This is a genomic window from Chitinophagales bacterium (assembly GCA_019694975.1).
Lineage (GTDB): Bacteria > Bacteroidota > Bacteroidia > Chitinophagales > UBA10324 > JACCZZ01.
In genome coordinates this window covers 802,139-819,928 of the sequence record JAIBAY010000001.1, presented here as the reverse complement: position 1 = coordinate 819,928, position 17,790 = coordinate 802,139, and the positions used below count along the sequence as shown (strand labels likewise).

The 17,790-nt window shown below is 46.9% G+C and carries 12 protein-coding genes; 4 read left to right on the top strand and 8 right to left on the bottom strand.

Annotated elements, in window-relative coordinates; all coding sequences use genetic code 11:
* Positions 1 to 52: 52 nt before the first annotated feature.
* Positions 53 to 1,339, top strand: coding sequence for an amidohydrolase family protein (locus K1X61_03160; protein ID MBX7107626.1), 1,287 nt, complete (start codon positions 53 to 55; stop codon positions 1,337 to 1,339).
* A gap of 33 nt (positions 1,340 to 1,372) precedes the next feature.
* Here the strand turns inward: K1X61_03160 and K1X61_03155 are convergent, their stop codons facing one another.
* The 4 genes from K1X61_03155 to K1X61_03140 all read right to left on the bottom strand — a co-directional run bounded on the left by K1X61_03155 (position 1,373) and on the right by K1X61_03140 (position 7,185).
* Positions 1,373 to 5,674 (bottom strand): hypothetical protein, encoded by a 4,302-nt coding sequence (locus K1X61_03155; GenBank protein ID MBX7107625.1) that lies wholly within the window; start codon positions 5,672 to 5,674, stop codon positions 1,373 to 1,375.
* 204 nt (positions 5,675 to 5,878) lie between these two features.
* The gene (locus K1X61_03150; GenBank protein ID MBX7107624.1) at positions 5,879 to 6,067 is read right to left on the bottom strand and encodes a KOW motif-containing protein; all 189 of its coding nucleotides are present in this window, start codon (positions 6,065 to 6,067) and stop codon (positions 5,879 to 5,881) included.
* 2 nt (positions 6,068 to 6,069) lie between these two features.
* Positions 6,070 to 6,366 (bottom strand): hypothetical protein, encoded by a 297-nt coding sequence (locus tag K1X61_03145; GenBank protein MBX7107623.1) that lies wholly within the window; start codon positions 6,364 to 6,366, stop codon positions 6,070 to 6,072.
* Between the two features lie 213 nt (positions 6,367 to 6,579).
* Positions 6,580 to 7,185, bottom strand: a complete 606-nt coding sequence (locus K1X61_03140) for a hypothetical protein (protein MBX7107622.1) — start codon at positions 7,183 to 7,185, stop codon at positions 6,580 to 6,582.
* 441 nt (positions 7,186 to 7,626) lie between these two features.
* Here K1X61_03140 and hflX point away from each other — a divergent pair, with 441 nt between their 5' ends.
* A complete protein-coding gene (gene hflX, locus K1X61_03135) occupies positions 7,627 to 8,814 on the top strand; it encodes a GTPase HflX (protein ID MBX7107621.1) in 1,188 nt (395 codons plus the stop codon).
* Positions 8,815 to 8,923: 109 nt separating this feature from the next.
* Positions 8,924 to 9,547 carry a hypothetical protein gene (locus K1X61_03130; GenBank protein MBX7107620.1) on the top strand — a complete coding sequence of 208 codons (624 nt, stop codon included), beginning with the start codon at positions 8,924 to 8,926 and terminating at the stop codon, positions 9,545 to 9,547.
* Positions 9,548 to 9,618: 71 nt separating this feature from the next.
* On the opposite strand, the gene K1X61_03125 is transcribed toward K1X61_03130, so the two are convergent.
* The 4 genes from K1X61_03125 to recQ form a co-directional block, all read right to left on the bottom strand.
* Entirely contained in the window at positions 9,619 to 10,620 is a 1,002-nt protein-coding gene (locus K1X61_03125; GenBank protein MBX7107619.1) for an alpha/beta hydrolase fold domain-containing protein, read from the bottom strand.
* Positions 10,621 to 10,968: 348 nt separating this feature from the next.
* On the bottom strand, positions 10,969 to 11,622 hold the full coding sequence (locus K1X61_03120; protein MBX7107618.1) for a DUF3267 domain-containing protein: 654 nt from the start codon (positions 11,620 to 11,622) through the stop codon (positions 10,969 to 10,971).
* A gap of 60 nt (positions 11,623 to 11,682) precedes the next feature.
* A complete protein-coding gene (locus tag K1X61_03115) occupies positions 11,683 to 13,920 on the bottom strand; it encodes a hypothetical protein (GenBank protein MBX7107617.1) in 2,238 nt (745 codons plus the stop codon).
* A 142-nt stretch (positions 13,921 to 14,062) separates the two neighbouring features.
* A complete protein-coding gene (recQ, locus tag K1X61_03110) occupies positions 14,063 to 16,264 on the bottom strand; it encodes a DNA helicase RecQ (GenBank protein MBX7107616.1) in 2,202 nt (733 codons plus the stop codon).
* A gap of 569 nt (positions 16,265 to 16,833) precedes the next feature.
* Here recQ and K1X61_03105 point away from each other — a divergent pair.
* Complete coding sequence (locus tag K1X61_03105; protein ID MBX7107615.1) at positions 16,834 to 17,736, top strand: KpsF/GutQ family sugar-phosphate isomerase; 903 nt, start codon at positions 16,834 to 16,836, stop codon at positions 17,734 to 17,736.
* Positions 17,737 to 17,790: the final 54 nt, after the last annotated feature.

The following is a 17,790-nucleotide window of genomic DNA, read 5'->3' as shown; positions in this document are numbered from 1 at the left end:
ATGATCCGTTATCTCTACTTTTTTCTTACCATAAAATGCTGACCTTTTAACCATGAAATATTTTGCTATCACCATCGCGCTGCTATTTTCATTTTCAGTAAGATCCACTGCGCAGCGTATTGCGCCTGTTGCAGCACAGTCCACACCTGTTTTAATTACCGGTGCAACCATTCATACCGGCAACGGACAGGTGATTGAAAGGGGAGCCATTGGCTTTTCCGGTGGTATCATTACCTATGTCGGCACAGCTGCCAATGCACCTGTTGCAGGCGCAACAGTGATTGATGCAACCGGCAAACAAGTATATCCCGGTTTGATCGCGCCTTGCACCAACATTGGGTTGAATGAGATTGAGGCAGCACGCGCCACGAATGATTATGCGGAGGTGGGCGACTATAATCCCGGCACACGCAGCCTTATTGCTTACAACACCGATTCAAAAGTGATCCCGACGGTGCGCTCCAACGGTATCTTGCTGGCACAGGTGGCGCCGCAAGGTAGTATCATATCGGGCGCCTCTTCCATCATGCAGCTCGATGCGTGGAACTGGGAAGACGCGCAGTATAAAGCCGATGATGGCATTCATCTCAACTGGCCTTCATGGTTCCGGTTTGATTTCAACGATAACGGCGCAGCCGTAACCACCAGCGATGACTATGAAAAGCAGGTGCAGCAGATACGCAGCTATTTCTCCCAGGCGCAACAATACAATCTGCAGCCTGCACATGCCGAGCGCAACATCAACTTTGAGGCGATGAAAGGTGTGTTCGACAAATCCAAAACCGTATTTATCCATACTAATTACGTGCGCGAAATCATGAATGCCGTGGAGTTTGCCAAGGACTTCGGAATAAAAATGGTATTGGTGGGAGGCAGTGACGCATACAAATGTGCTCCCTTGCTGAAAGAGAGTGGTGTGGCTGTGATTTTAGGCGACGCACATTCACTGCCCGATGGCGATGATACAAAAGTGGATGTGCCTTATCATACCGCAGCCATGTTGCAACAGGCCGGTGTGCTGTATTGCCTCAGCACCGGCGGATACTGGCAGCAACGCAACCTGCCTTTCATCGCAGGCACTACTGCGGCGCACGGTGTGAGTAAAGAGGATGCGCTGAAATCAGTGACCGCCAATACGGCAAAAATTCTCGGCATTGAAAACAGAACTGGTACGCTGGAAACAGGGAAAGATGCAAACATTATCATCTCCACCGGAGATGTGCTGGATATGCGCAGCAGCAATATCGAACGTGCATTTATTCAGGGCCGCGACATCAATCTCGACAATTCGCAAAAACAGTTGTACCAGGTTTATAAGCAGAAATATGGTTTGAAATAAAACCTGAGAAGTACCTGTCCGCAACAGCAGCGTCTATTGCAAAGTTATTTTCCGGTGCAGCATGATGTCACCGGCCTTCAGTTCAACAAGGTAATTACCCTTTGGCGCATAGCTGAAGTCAAATGCTTGCTGCAACCGTCCATCAGAAAGATCTGATTGTTTATCATACACCAGTCTTCCATACATATCCTGTATGATGATCCGGATTTCTCCGGCGGCTGTTGGCAGATATACATCCATCATAAATACACCGGCCGATGGATTGGGTGCAACGCTGAACAGGTATACGTCATTGCAGTCTCCGGTGCCTGTATTGATTAACACTATGGTTGATTGCGAAGTGTCGCCGGTGCATCCATAGCTATCGGTGTAGGAATATGAAACAGTATATGGACCACCGGCTCCCGCTGCAGCCGGATCAAACATATTGCCGGAAACGCCGATACCGGAAAATGTTCCTCCGGCGGGATTGCCTGTTAGCAGCAAAGGAGCATCATTCAAAAAGACCGTATCAGGCAAACCCGCAAAAGTTACGGAAGGCGGCAGGTGCACAGCTACCGGCACCGACAGCAAGGTATCGCAAACGGTATTCACTGCTGTGGCTGTGAGCGTGAATGTGACGCTGGTAAGCGGAGCAATAGTCACCACGTCGCCTGTGCCGTCCGCCGGAACCATTGATGGCAGAACCGGCTGCCACTGATAGCTGTAGTTTCCCCATCCTGTGTTTTGAGCAGTTAACATAATCGTATCACCGAGGCAGATACTGTTGTTGTCAGCAGCAGCAATAATCTGCGGCAGATATACGATGGCATTAACCGGTGTACGTTCACTGGCGCAACCTACCTGCTGATAATGGATGATACCATTCCATTTTACAGGATGCACTTCAGCACCAAATGGGTAAGTGATGGCAATGCCTTCCTTCACTTCCAGCATATCATCAGCAGCAAACACACTTCCTTCCAGTGTGCCCAGTGTATAATTTATGTTGTTTGTTTTTGATGTGATATAAAATGAATAGGTGTTTCCTGCCGGTATCATCAGGTTCAGCGGCAGTGGATAAGGCGTGGGAATACCGACGCCCATGCCAGCCACAGCATTGGCAACGCCTGAAAAATGCCATGCCGAAGGATCGTTTTCATATCCTGCATACGATCCTTTTTTATAGTATAATTCTATATCAGCGGACTGTCCGGTGCTCATATGTCCATCGAATCCGGTGATCATTATATTCTCAATAGCTGTGATACTAAACATATTTCCATCAGTAATATTTCCGCCAATGAATGTGGTAGGCAATGGCGCTGCCGGTGGCGGGCCTTCTTCCGCCCAGAATATGGTTGGCTGTGCAATGGAAGGCGTAGTAAATGATTCACCTTGACCCAGGTAATTGCCTCCTGCTGCTGCATCGTACCAGCAGATGCTGCCACCTGAACCTTGGGCCACGAGTACCACCTTCCCGGCGCCGCACCGGTGAACCGAATCGCCGGAAGGCGGTGGCGGAACAGGCAGCACCTGCAAGGCGGCTTCTTCTGTATACGAAGTGCTGCTGCAGGAAACTTCAGCAATAAAATACGATGAAGTATCGAGCAGGGAAATAGCATACTCAGCACCTGTAACACCGGTTGCTGTATACGGCCCGCCGCTATTGAATGATTGTAACCATTGTATGGTGGCGCCTGAAGTATAACCTTCCAGCTGCAGGGTGTCGCTGCCCTCTTCGCAAAATGCATTAAAGGCAGGGCTGATTTCACCGGGCACCGGCTTATTGATCAGCTTGAGCTGAACAGCAGCAGTGCCGGCACATTGCGTTGCGGTATCGAGCACTGTCACCGTATAGATCGTTGTACCTGCCGGCGTGGCAATAGGATCTGATACATTGGGGTTATTCAGTGTGCCGGCAGGCAGCCAGCTGTAGGCATACTCATTGGGCGAAAAGCGCCATGCATCGGCAGCGGCCGTCCACGTTGCATTGGCATTTCTTCCGGGCACCACTGCAGCAAGCGTGCCGTTGGCATTTTCAATGCCCATGGTATGATTCAACCAGAAGCCGGATGGATTGCCGGGCATGGAAGTGGTATGAATTTCAATCAGGTTACTGCCTTCATACAGTTGCACCTGTGCGGTGACCGGATCGCTGCTGCCGCTATTGGAAAAATGAGGCACCCCGTCAAAGCGCACTACCAGTTTACGGTGCGGTGCAGTGCCTGTGGTGAAATAAGATACGGAACCGCCCAGCTGCGGCGAGAGATCTTCCCAGGCAAAAGCTATGAGATTATTAGGTGAGATTATCTCCGGTAATTTCTGTCCGGCACAACATCCATCCGCAGCAGCGGGATCAAAGGTGATAAAGCCATTGGAGCCAATTTCAAAATGATCGTAGTAATTCCCGAAAAATTTAAAAGTGAAGCCAATAGGCAGCGGGCTGCTCAACTCGTCTTCCTGCAATAAGACCGTGTCGCCTGCTCCTGTTTCAGGGCTGAAAGTAATTTCATCAACAGCATAATTGAGCAACGGTGTTGCAGTAGCAAATAGTTGTGCGGAGGTACCCGCACAGATGGAATCTGCTGAGGAAATAACGCTGACGGAAGGTGTGTTGGCTACTACCACGGTTACGGTGGTTTCATTCTGACAGATACTGTCTGATGCCCAAACTGTGTATGTGGTTGTTACAAGCGGTGTGGCATTCACCTGCATGCCTGTGGTGACAGATAATCCTGTGGAAGGCGACCATGCATAATACAGGAAGCCCTGCGATGCATTGATCTCCACCTGTTGGCCGCTGTTACCGCAAATAGACGCGTTGGCAGGTGTTGTGACAACTGATAGTGGAGGAGGAACGCTGACCACAGCCGTAACCGGCACACGGGGAGTTTCACATTGGTTGGTATAATTAAGCAGCCAGTCATAGAAATAGAAATAATAGTTGGGCCCGAGGTTGCTGGTGTATAGGGAGAGCACGTTGGGAATATCATAGGGAAAATTTACGCCGGACTGATTACTCCACAAAGGAACGCTGCCATCGAGCAAGGTGAGCTGAAAGCCATTGCCGGGTTCCAGGTTGAAATTTAATTCGATGTAAACCTTCTGATTAACCTGCGATGCAATCACCTGGAATGTATCCGTTTTCAAGGGAATAAAATTCTTATCCCTCAGTTGTATGATTACCAGCCCTTCTTCGGAAGGATAGACGTGAACACCGGTAAGTTTACAGGCATGCAGCGTATTGAAAACAAGGTAGTCGCTCTCATAAGCATCGGATCCGCTGCCTGTCAGGTTATCTTTCATGCCCACACTGTCGATGTAAGTTGTACCGGATGCTCCGGATGCATAAAATGTGGAGGTACCCGTTACTGCGGGTGAAAACTTAAACGGAAAGGTGCTGCTGAAGAGCGGCGAAACAGATGTTGCGGTGGCAAACCATGCTACCGTGGTAGCATTGGAGAGCACCTGCAGTTCGGCTGTGCCCGGGCCGCATAATGAGTCATTAGTTACCGAAAGGATTTTTACTTCGCCCACGTTAATCTTTATCTCATTGGAATAGGAAAACTGTCCGCTTTCTATGCACGCAACCTTTGCCCGGTAGTAAGCGGAAGTAAACAATGGCGCTGTTGTGTAGTTGCTGTTCGTGGCTCCGCTGATGGTATTCCATGCAGCGCCGTCAGCGGAGGAATCCCATGTTATGCCGATGCCTGAAGCAACACTATAACCGCTAAGGTTCAATTCACTGGTGTTTCCTTCCGCACAGATGGAAGAGGGGAATGCGGTGAGGTTGCCGGCCACCGGAGTACCCGTGCAGGGTGGCGCCGGATTGATGGTGATGATATAGTCTTCCGTTTCACCACTGGTAAATGTTTCGCAGGCATGATTCTCGTAAAGTAATGTCTGCAGCACTCCGCGCACACGCAACCGCCGCTCACCGATAAAGGCGGTGTTGTTGGGTATAATGATGGTGCCGGTAAACAGTGTATTCGAATAGAATGGTGAAGTGTAAACAAATTCGCCTGCGTCATCAAAATCCTCATCGTTGTTATAATCAATCCAGATGCCGATGCCGTCAGCATTGTTTGACTTCACCGACAGGCTGAATGAACCGCCAAGCACTACAGCGGTGGTGGTATTGCCGATGGCTGGATATAAGATGTAATTTTCAGGGTTACCGTTACAGCCGCTGCCTGAATTAATGAGGGTGTTGAAAGTGAACTTGTTGATATACGCACCCGTGTTGCAACTGTTTGTATAAGCGGGAATGCAATATTGCGCCGTTGCATGCCGCAGAAAACCGGGCAACAGAAAAAGAATAACAAGTATCGCAATGGCTTTTTTGTGTGGCATTTTTACAACTGACACCTGGTGTACAGCTGTTTATCAAATCATACAGGGCAGCCGCCACCAAAATGAAAAAGGAACGTAAATTTACTTCAAAAAAGGAGAAATAACGGGCATACAGGTAAACAGACTGCGCATGCTGCCTGTGGCATGATGTACCTGCCATGCAGGCTTGCAAGGCAATGTGAGCATTTGCTGATACAGGGTGATTCACCGGTCTTTTATCACAACCACATTTTTACCCAATGTTTTAAACCGTACACCGTTTTCCTGTACAACCGTGAGGGTAAGATATCCGGTTTTGCTGGTTTTAATGTCCCGCACAATCCCTGATTTTCCTTTATGTGTACCAGCAACTACCCTGCAGTAGTTCCCGTCTTTTAGATCAGCAGTTGCCATGGCTATGCTTTTTTGTATACAGCCCTCATTGGATAATATTCATATTGGTTCAATCCATTGGCAGGGTCGTTTGCGATAATCTGCAGCAGGTGCTGTTCATTGTCCACCGAAACCACACCTGCGCCATACCCGCCATTCGGATCCATGACAGGGCCAAATACAATGGCAATATTTTCATTGAGCAGTCCGTTCCAATAGACAACGTGTTTTTGCATGATCGCTTTTTCATCGGCCGTCATATCCATCATAAATGTGGTGCGCGGCGGATTAAGTTTCAGGAAAAAATGTTGTTTGTCCATTTTGCTGAATGGTTGAGTTTTTTATCATTGTCTTTTGAGCGTTCAGCATGCCGTTTTATGAATATAGGTTTTGAAATAGAAGGTTGTTACCCTTTGATGAAGCATCACTGCGTCTCAACAATCTTGTTAAGCACCAATAAAAAACAGATTCGGACGGGTGTTAAATGCTTTATTTCATCACTAAGGTTTATGACAGCAAAGTCCGCTTTCAATTTATTGTCTGCTGCCTAACCAAACATTCCCTTTTAAAATTACAAAACAATCCAGCATATCACCTGTTGATTCATTTGATTTTTTTGCTATGTCGCTATTGTTGGAGGGTTCATCCAAACCCGGTTCGCCTTTTTCTTCCTTTGCATATATGTCTTCGTCTAGATGCAATTCCCAATAATAATTTTTCAATCTAGCATGCAACTTTCCATACTGCGTTGTGTTCAGTGGTTCCGCTTTCGCTGATTTCCTGAATGTGTTGTTATAAAAATCAACCAGGTCGCCCATGGCACAGACTACCTGAGACTTTGAAAACCTTGGTTCAAAAAGCCAAAGTTTTAGATAGTAAGGTTGCCCTGTTTTATCAAGTTTGTTTTTCCAACTGTCATAGATGTCAAGTAATGCGGAGAGCATCAGGATTTTAGTCTTTCCCTTAGGAGACGGGATTTTACTGTTCGTGACAGAAATATCACAAAACGGATGAATCATAATTTTTACATACAAGCGCTTGTACTCGTTTAACAAATCGAGGTCGGGATGCAGATAAGCATTGCGCCAGGACTCAATTTGTCGGTGTATTTTCTTGTGTCCGCGAATTTTCTTTTGCATCACTGTCAATAAATATGCTTTGCATTTTTTTGTTTGCCTTTCCCTGTGCTACCACGTTTCATAATGAGGTATTTCCACAAAATCCAAATGGTGAAAATCCCGGGTATAACACATACAATATACGTTTAAATGGAATTAGCATCAAGCGTTGATTTCAGGAATTAAAACAGACGTGAAAGAGAAATATCATGCCGCAACAGAGCTCCACCAATTGCTTGTATAAAGTGCCGGTGAATAAAAACAATTTTTAATGAACCCGGGTATCATGCATCAAGAAGCTGCGTTCAGCTGATCTCTCCGCAGCAGTTGCTGATTCCCGTCAGGGGAATTTTGAAATATGCTCAGTGGACATTGAAAGAGAGTTGCACGCGGTAATCAGTCGTAAGTGTATAAACCTTTATCTTGCAACCTCAATTTACCAACTATCCGGGTAACACCTACATGTCGTTAATTCAAAAAGCAGAGCATCAGCAGGAAAAGGCAGTATTGATTGGTCTTCTTTACCAGGGACAAAAGGAAGAACAGCTCACAGAGTATCTCGATGAACTGGCTTTCCTGGCAGAAACCGCCGGAGCCATCACATTAAAGCGCTTCACGCAAAGATTACCTGCACCGCATCCGCGTACATTTATCGGCGAAGGCAAGCTGGAGGAGATCCGGCAATATGTGTCGGAAAAGCAGGTGGATCTTGCCATCTTCGATGATGACCTCACCGGCAAGCAGATCTTTAATATTGAAAAGGAGCTGAAGATCAAAATACTCGACCGCAGCAACCTGATACTCGACATTTTTGCCAGCAGGGCACGCACCGCGCAGGCCCGCGCGCAGGTGGAGCTGGCACAATTACAATATTTATTGCCAAGGTTGAAGGGATTGTGGACACACCTCGAAAGGCAACGTGGCGGTATCGGTATGCGCGGCCCGGGTGAAAAAGAAATTGAAACTGACCGCCGTATTGTAAAACAGGAAATCTCTTTGCTGAAAAAGGAACTGGAGAAAATTGATCTGCAAAGCCGCACGCAACGGAAGTCGCGCGGTGAGTTGATCCGCGTGGCCCTCGTGGGTTACACCAATGTGGGTAAATCAACCTTGATGAATGTGCTCAGCAAATCGGAAGTGTTTGCAGAGAATAAACTTTTTGCAACACTTGATACCACAACGCGTAAGGTGGTGATGGACAGGATGCCTTTCCTGTTAAGTGATACCGTCGGCTTCATCAGGAAACTGCCGCATCACCTGGTGGAAAGCTTTAAGTCAACATTGGATGAGGTGCGCGAATCAGATATCCTGTTACACGTGGTGGATATTTCGCATCCGCAGTTTGAAGAACAGATTCGGGTAGTGAATGAAACGTTGGCGGAATTGGGTGCGCTGGAGAAAGCCACATTGCTGGTGTTTAACAAAATGGATGTTTATGAGGAAAAGCAATTTGATGAATTACTGCCACCTGAAGTGAAAGAAGAGTTACTTCGCAATTTAAAGCAAAGCTGGTCGAAGCAAACGAATGGCAATGCGATTTTTATTTCGGCTGCACAAAAGCAAAACATTGATGCGCTTCGAACTAAGATATATGATTTGGTGAAGCAGCTTTACATGGAGCGTTATCCTTATAAAACCGCTTTCTTCTGATGTTGCGGGAGAACAGCTTGCGTGAAGTGATCTTTTATTGATTTTTACTGACTGCTTTATTAAAACATAATTTTGAAGTTGTTTTCGCTACTGCCATAAAAACTGCATGATGAAGAAAAATATTTACCATTTGATTTTCCTCACTGCCTTGTCATTTTGCCTGCAGGGTATTGCCACCGCTGCGACACATATCATTACCGCCGCTGATTTCCAGTTTTCGCCTGACACGATGACGGTTGCAAGTGGTGATACCATCACCTGGCAGTGGGAATCCGGCATACATACCACTACGGCGAATGGCATTCCGGATGGTGCACAGCAATGGAATGCATTGCTCGACAGCGCCCATACGAGTTTCAGCTATGTGGTGAACAAAGCAGGCACCTATCATTATATCAGTATACCTGATCTGCCTTCGATGGCAGGACAGTTTACGTTGCCCGGCCCCGCCGGTATTTCCCCTGTATTACAGTTGCCATTTAGTTTTGAGCTCCGCGGAAACCTGGTGCACGATAAGGTGGTCATTTCCTGCATGTCGCAGATCAATGCCGGAGCAGTAGTTTCTTTATATGATCAATCGGGAAAAAGGGTGCAGGTGTTTTCCGGCCTGTTAGTGTCCACTGGCAAACATGAATTTGCGTTAGATTTTAATGGCGTATTACCTGCCAGCATGTATTACCTGGTAATGGAAATGGAAAATGCCGCTTTGGCCAGGAAGTTAGTCATTCAATGAGCAAGCGCTGCTGCGACGGCACCATGCAAACTGGATAATAAGTGTAGTTTATTTTCCGGGGTTACTGGATTTCACTTTATTGCTGCCCATTTCCGCCAGTCATCCGCTACGGTATCCCAGTTGAATCTGTCATAATCGATTTGTCCTGTTTCCGTCAAAGGGAAATAATTGTGTTCAAGGCCGATGTATGCCTTGAAAGTAAAATTATTTTTCCCTTGTCGAATGGCTTCCACCCGTAAGTAATCATTAAAAGGCAATGCAATATCTTTTGTTCCGTAACAAACCAGCACGGGAATCTTCAGTTGCATCAAATAGTTAATGGGCGGATAAGAGAAGTCATAGGTTGCTTTATACGTATCACCATGTGTAGCATCTAAGTTGTCCTTATCCGTCACAACCTGTTGCCAGTATGCAAAATTACTTTCTGCATAGCGCGTGCTGTCAGTGTCCGTTTCAGTGGTCCGGCTTTGATTGATGATTGACTGCATTCTGCCTAACGGGTTTCCGCTTGCGTAAATCAGGTGTGTCACTTTTTTGTTTTTCAATGCAAGTTTCGCAGCGATTGTACTTCCCTCCGAATGGCCTGCGACAACTAATTTTTTATGGTCAATAAAATCCTGTTTCAGCAGGTAGTCAATTACAGCACTATTTCTGTCAACATAATAATCGAGGTGATTTCTGTCGCTGTACGCTGCGGGAAATCTTCCGGTAGTCGAGTCCCTATAAGTCATATCACTGTTAAGTGTTCTGACATCAGCAATAAGCGGAATGTAAGGTTTGCTGATAATGGCAAGGTGATATTCTGCAACTAAACTGTCTGTGTAGAATGGGTAAACGCCATATACTCCCTGAGCACTCAGCTTAATCAATGGTTGCGGCAGACTGCCCTGGCAGAAAAGAAAAAGCGGTTTCCTTACATTTTCTTCACCCTTTTCTGATTTTATCAGTATGTCAACAGTATCGGTCCTGAATACCATCTGCAGATGCCGGAAGCCATAGTCTTCCGGTTTTTTATTTTGGCCGGAAAGCTGTCCTGCCAGCAGCATAAGCAATACGCAAATTTTGTTTTTCATACGAAGGTTACTGGCGCTGCATCGCTGCTGCAAAAGTCAGGTGTTGTTCAGCAAAAAATGAAGGAAGCGAAGAAAGGTATTTATCCTGCAGCAATCTTATAACGCAAGGCAAAATGAAAGTAAGTTGCTGCTGTGACTTTTGCGCCATTAATAAGCGACTTGTGCAGCGGGTAAACAAAGCGGAAGGGAAGAAATCAGCACTGATTGGTAGCGGCATCACGTTTTGCATTTGTATCATGGCGTGAAATATCAATCACCAGGGCATCACGACAATGTAACACAGCAACAAAAAAGGTTACGAATCTACTGCTGAAATAATGCTGTTCACTATTGTTAACGGATCAGCATTCAATGGTTATGGATCATTCCATTTTTTGTTTCATTGCTTCTTACATAAAAATATGATGTCTTCCCTGCAACATCATCGAAGGTGACTACCTGTTTATCCCTGTGGCATGCAAAGTAGCTGAGGAGGCCAAAATCTCCGGAACACATGGCCGTATGTGCCAATAAAATTCCGGTAATGATTAATGTCCAGGGTTCACCTGCAACGCAGAGCAACAGGCTAAACATAGCCGTGATGGCTACAAATGGAGCAAGTGCTACCACTTCAAATTCTTTTTTATCCGCGACAAATTTATCGGCCAGGGCCATGAAGTAAAATTTTTTCAGGTTAGCTGCATACGAAGTATTGACGGCTCCCTGCGATTTATAAGCCAAAACATGAATGTATTCGTGCAGGGGTACTAAGGCAAAAGCAATGGCAATGCCATAAGAGAAATCAGTCAGCCGGTCACCTACATTGTAACCGGCCAGGTTATAGCCGTCAAGAATGAAATATCCGGTAAGTACCAGCAGCAGCAGATTACACAGGTAATAAATTACGGAGTACATCGTACGTTTACGGATGTAAGTCTGAATAAACGGAACGAGTTCATGATGTGCCAGTTGCTCCAGCAGCACATAATTGTTTTCCGCTAATTCACCGGGTTTTATTTTCATTGCACGGTATGAAATTTCGTTGCAGCTTTAATACCTGATTCCCGTGAGGGCATTATTTATTTATCGCGACAGCAGGATCACCAGCTTATTCAGCTTTGCACTGTTCTCTGCATTTTGCAGGGTGCTCAGTACATTTTGTTTCTCACGCGTGGTGAGGTGTAAGCTCATCGATGCCACTTCATCTTTCTGTTCCGGAACATATTCGAAGGAAAGCAGATTCAGGTCAACGTTCAGCCAGCTGTCGGCCATGCCGGTCAATTCATCCTGGTGATAATCCTGGTAATCGCTCCAGATGGCATACAGGCTGCTGATCGGGTCGAGCATTTTCTGCATGAGTGAGGGATGTTCCACCACCACCGGTTCATAATTTTTTTCATAGTCGCCGCGGGCCTGCACGATAATTACGCGCGAACAGTTTTTATTAATCCAGTCTTTACATTCAAACAGAAAACGGTAGGTAGTTTCAAAACCATAGTTGTCGCGCAGGCCTGCATCCATCGTCTGTACTGCGGGAACAGTAGGCAGGTAAACATTCGGCATGATGTACGGGAAGGTTGAATTCATCCTCACGGCCGTGAGAAAGGGCAGGCCGGCGCCCTGCTGCCTGCCAAAGAAGGAATGAATTTCGATGCCGTCCACCTTCATATCATTCGAAGATGTTCTCCGCTGTGGAGGTTCGGTGAGGTAAGAGAGCGGAGTGGAAGAAATCAGCAGCCTGCGGCCGTCGTCGATGATGGTGGGTGAGAACAGCAGGATGGGGATAGTGGCGTTCTCTTCATACAGACGGTAATCTTCCAAAGAACGGTCCATCACGAAGCCGGTATTCTGGCTGAACCTTCTCTCAAAAATATAGCCGCGGTCTTTCCGATAAGTGAATCCGTTTACCGTGAAGCGCTGCCATGGAAACAATACATCATTTACTACATAAGTGAAAGAGATGGCATTCAGGATGTCTTTGGAAATGTTATCAATGAATCGCGGTTCCCGCAAATCGATTGCATCACCGAGTTTTTTTGAGCGGTACAATTCACGGTAGTAAGCCATGCCCATCATGCCGCCGGAAGCGCCGCTGATCAACACGCAATGATCAAAAAAGGCATTCCCTGTAACACTGTCTGCCACCTGCATCAGCCTGAATGCCCACAACGATGCCTTTAATCCGCCGCCGCTGGCATTCACCAGTATCAGCGGAGGCTTCTGCAAAGGATGATAGTATGGAGCCACTTTATGCTTCCAGTTTTCCAGCATCTGCAGGGTGGTGGCTTTATCTCTTTCCACCACAGCTGCAGATGCGGCACCTTCAATCGTGGAAAGGTTATATGCTGCCGGGTGAGTGTAATCCATGCCAAAGGCCTTGTTGCGGTGACTGATGAAATCAAATTTCACCAGCAGGTTGGCGACGATCAGTAAGGCTATAAATGCCGACACTGCCCAGGAACGCAGCCAGTAGGATAATGCGCCGATAGGTGCGAGCATAATGGTGAGCAAAAGCAAAATGCTGGCGCCGGCAGGTATCTGGAAGATAGGGATTTCTTTCAGGAAGCCAAGCAGTACAATGATGAACAGCGCAGTCATTTCAATGTACAGGGCATTCTTATGGTGCAGCCTGAAAACTTTCATGAGGTCGTCAGGCTGATAGTGGGTAACACTGCGTACGGGCCTTACCCTGAATGGATGAATGAGTACATAGTCAACTCTTATCTCAGGAGAGAAGAGCGCGCGCGCTGATGAACGCTGGCTCACAACCGGAGCAGTTTGTTCTTCTGGCTGGTGTTTCTGCCTGCGTGCCCGCCGTTGCACGAACCGCTCTACATGAATATTCAGCGATTGAAGCACGGAGATAATCATCATCAGTGTTACGCCGCTGATCAGTGCAACCTGGTAAGTGATGACTTCAAAAAATGACTTGAGTTCCGAATAATACTGAAAACGGATGAGCGAGTAGAAGTAGATAATGATGAAGATCAGCGGGAAGATGGCATTGTTCAGCGTATATCGCAGAAAAGGCCTTTCAAAGGTAGCAAGAAACGGAAACCGGAAACTGTTCAGGATGTAGCTGGTGATATTCCAGACAAAGATGAAACCGCCGAGAGCGATGCCGATAAAAAAGAAGCTGATGAAGCTGACCTTGCCAAAGTATTCGGGATCAAGGAAGAGATAATGAAAGCCGAGCCGTGATAAAAAATTTCCTGTAACCATAAGCACAAGGATGAGCCATGGCACCAGCATGAAAAGGAACTTCCGCAGGTGCAGCAGCACCAGCTGTACCGGGAAGGAGAAGAAGATATTACGGAGCACAGGCATAGGGCATCATCACAAAGACCTAAAGTTACAGCTTGTGCAAGCTAATAAGAGCCGGAGAATTTCATACAGTGAACTTCGCTGCGGCAGTGGAGAACAGGTGCCTGCCGGGAAAACCGGTAACCCATTTCCCATTTTTTCAATGTGCCATCTCGCTCATAAACTTGATGCGCATCAATCGTATCTCTTCCAAAGAATAATTGTCTTTCCCGAGATCTTCCAGCGCATCCTCGAGCGAATCGGAATGTGCAGTGCGGAAGTAATCGTACACTTCTTCCTGCCGGTCTTCTTCAATGAGATCGGTGATGTAATAGTCGAGGTTGAGGCGCGTGCCGGATGAAACGATGGACTCCATTTCCTCCAGCAGCTGATCCATCTTCATACCCTTACCCTGTGCAATGGTGTCGAGCGGGATTTTCTTATCGATATTCTGGATGATATAGACTTTAATGCCTGATTTGTTCACCACCGACTTCACCACCATTTCAGAAGGTTTCTCAATATCATTTTCTTCCACATAAGAGGCAATCAGCTCCACGAAAGGTTTGCCATACTTGGTGGCTTTACCTTTGCTCACTCCCATGATGCGCGAGAGTTCATCCAGCGTGGTGGGATATTGCGTAGCCATATCTTCAAGCGAGGGATCCTGGAACAGGACAAACGGCGGAAGGTTACGTTCTTTCGCATATCGTTTGCGCAGGTCTTTCAGCATGTTCAGCAGTGTCGGGTCTAAGGCACTCGTGCCGCCTTCCGCTTCCGTATCTTCCAGGTTATCGAAATCATGATTGATGGAGATCATGATGGAATGCGGCTTCTGTAAAAACGTACGGCCTTTCTCACTGAGCCTTATCACACCATAATTCTCAATGTCTTTGGTGATCAGGTTATGCAGCAAAGCCTGCCGCAGTACAGAGTTCCAGAAGTGATCATCATGGTCTTTGCCCGCGCCGAAAACCGGCAGCTGATCATGTTTGAACATCGTCACCTGGTTATGCTTGTTGCCGCAGAGAATGTCGACGATGTAGTTGATGGTAAAGCTTTCATGGACGGCGTCTACAGCCTGCACGAGCAACTTGATGTAATCTTTGCCTTCCATCTGTTCCTTGGGATGCAGGCAGTTGTCGCACTTGCCACAGTTGTCTTTATCATATTTCTCACCGAAGTAATGCAGCAGGAAACGGCGCCGGCATACAGATGTTTCGGCATAAGCGACTGTTTCCATCAGCAGGTGCCCGCCCATCTCACGTTCGCTCTGCGATTTGTCGCGCATGAACTTCTCCAGCTTCACGATGTCGCTGTAGTTGTAGAAAGCGATACACTTGCCTTCGAGCCCGTCGCGTCCGCCACGGCCGGTTTCCTGGTAATAGTTCTCGAGTGATTTCGGAATGTTATAATGAATCACGAAACGCACATCAGGTTTATCGATGCCCATGCCAAAAGCAATCGTGGCCACGATTACATCAATGTCTTCCATCAGGAACTGGTCCTGCCTGCCCGATCGTGTAGCCGCATCGAGGCCTGCATGATAGGCAGCGGCCCTGATACCATTCACCGTTAAAAATTCCGCTATCTCTTCCGTTGACTTTCTGCTCAGCACATAAATGATACCCGATTTTCCCGACATGCTCTTCACAAACTTCACGATCTGTTTCAGCGTGGCTTCTTTCTTTCCTTTAGGCCGTACTTCATAATAGAGGTTGGGCCTGTTGAATGAGCTGATGAAGATGTTCTTTTCGCTCATGTCAAGGTTTTTCAGGATATCAGACTGCACCTTTGGCGTGGCGGTGGCCGTAAGTGCCATGATGGGTATACGGTTACCCATATTTTCTATCATGCCTTTTATCTTACGGTATTCAGGCCGGAAATCATGTCCCCATTCAGAGATGCAATGTGCTTCATCCACGGCCACAAAGGAGATGTCGAGCCCGCTCAGGAAATCAATATTCTCTTCCTTCGTGAGTGTCTCCGGCGCTACGTACAGCATTTTGGTGACGCCGCGTACGAGGTCTTTCTTCACATCTTTTGCCTGCGCTTTGGTAAGGGATGAGTTGAGAAAATGCGCGATATTATCATTGCTGCTGTATCCGCGTATTTGATCCACCTGGTTTTTCATGAGGGCAATCAGCGGCGATATAATAATGGCTGTGCCTTTGAGCAGGATGGCCGGCAACTGATAGCAGAGCGATTTTCCGCCGCCGGTAGGCATGATGACGAAGGTGTCTTCACCGTTCATCACACTCTGAATAATTTTTTCCTGGTCGCCTTTGAAATTGTCGAAACCGAAGTATTCATGCAGCGAGTCGCGGAGATGCAGCTTGCCGTCTTTCTTTACGGTTTGCATCACTTTCAGGATCTTATTGCCGTCGGCATCAGCATTCTTACCGTTCTTCTCCTGCTTTACTATTACATCAGTTCCGATGCCATTCGTATGCTTAACAGCTTTTGACGCCGGTTTGGCGCTGCCTTTAGGTAATTTCTTCAATTTTGCTGGTTGCTCTTTCACAACTCCACCGTTTACAGCCTTCTTAACCATGTTACTTTCAGTTGTTTCAAATTCAAAAAAACCTGCTGCCTGCAGGCCATTATGCTTGCTGTGGATTTTGATGTTTTAGATCTAAATAGACGGGAAGCCCCAAACAACCCGTGTGAGATGTATTTTAACAACTACCCGGCAGGCAGTTGCAAAGCTTCAACTATCTAAAAGTAGGAATTTTAATACTTTTACAAAAATTCAATCGGAAATTTCTTTATCCTGTCCATTTGGACTCCGATCATTGAATTTAACAATACCTGAAAGGTAATCAAATTCACATATCATTTCCAGCATACTTTCTTAAGCCTTTGAAGATTACTACTGCCTCCATCCTACGTACAGCAAGGGAGACTTTATCCATTGAAGCCGGTGCCATCATGGGGCTGGTGAAGCAGCTGGACAGTCAGTTTGCCCGTCTGGCGGAAAAGATCTATCAATGTAACGGTCGTGTGGTGGTTACGGGAATCGGTAAGAGTGCCATCATTGCCAGTAAGCTGGTTGCCACATTCAATTCTACCGGAACATCTGCGATGTATATGCATGCTGCCGATGCCATTCACGGCGACCTCGGAATGATACGCGATGAAGATATCATCATCTGCATTTCAAAGAGCGGTGAAAGTCCGGAAATAAAAGTGCTGGTTCCATTGGTGAAAAATAACGGGAACCTGCTGGCAGCCATTGTGGGCAATACCGGCAGCTTCCTGGCAAAGCATGCCGATTTGGTCCTGGACACGACAGTGTCGCGTGAAGCATGTCCGAATAACCTGGCTCCAACTGCAAGCACAACGGCGCAGCTGGCCATGGGCGATGCACTGGCAGTATGCCTGTTAAAGATGAGGGGCTTTTCCACGGCGGATTTTGCCAAGTTTCATCCGGGTGGTGCATTGGGCAGGAAGCTGTATCTCAAAGTAAGTGATTTATATGTGCAGCATCAGCGTCCGGTGGTGAAGGAAAGCGATACTATTCAAAAAGTGATACTGGAAATTACTTCCAACAGGCTGGGCGCAACAGCTGTGGTGGATAAGCAGGGCAGGATTACCGGTATCATTACCGATGGAGATTTGCGAAGGATGATGGAAAAGAAAACGTTGCCGGAGGCACTTACGGCTAAGCGCATTATGGGCAGGCGTCCGCTCACTGTACAGAAAGAGGAGCTGGCGATCAATGCGCTGGAACTGATGCGCAGCCATAAAATCACACAGGTGATTGTGAAAGATAAGAATCAATACCTCGGCATGGTGCACGTGCATGATTTGCTGAGGGAAGGATTGGTTTGATTGGGTTTCTTCCGGCTTGCGGAAGGATCCGTTAAACACGTTTCGGGTTGATAA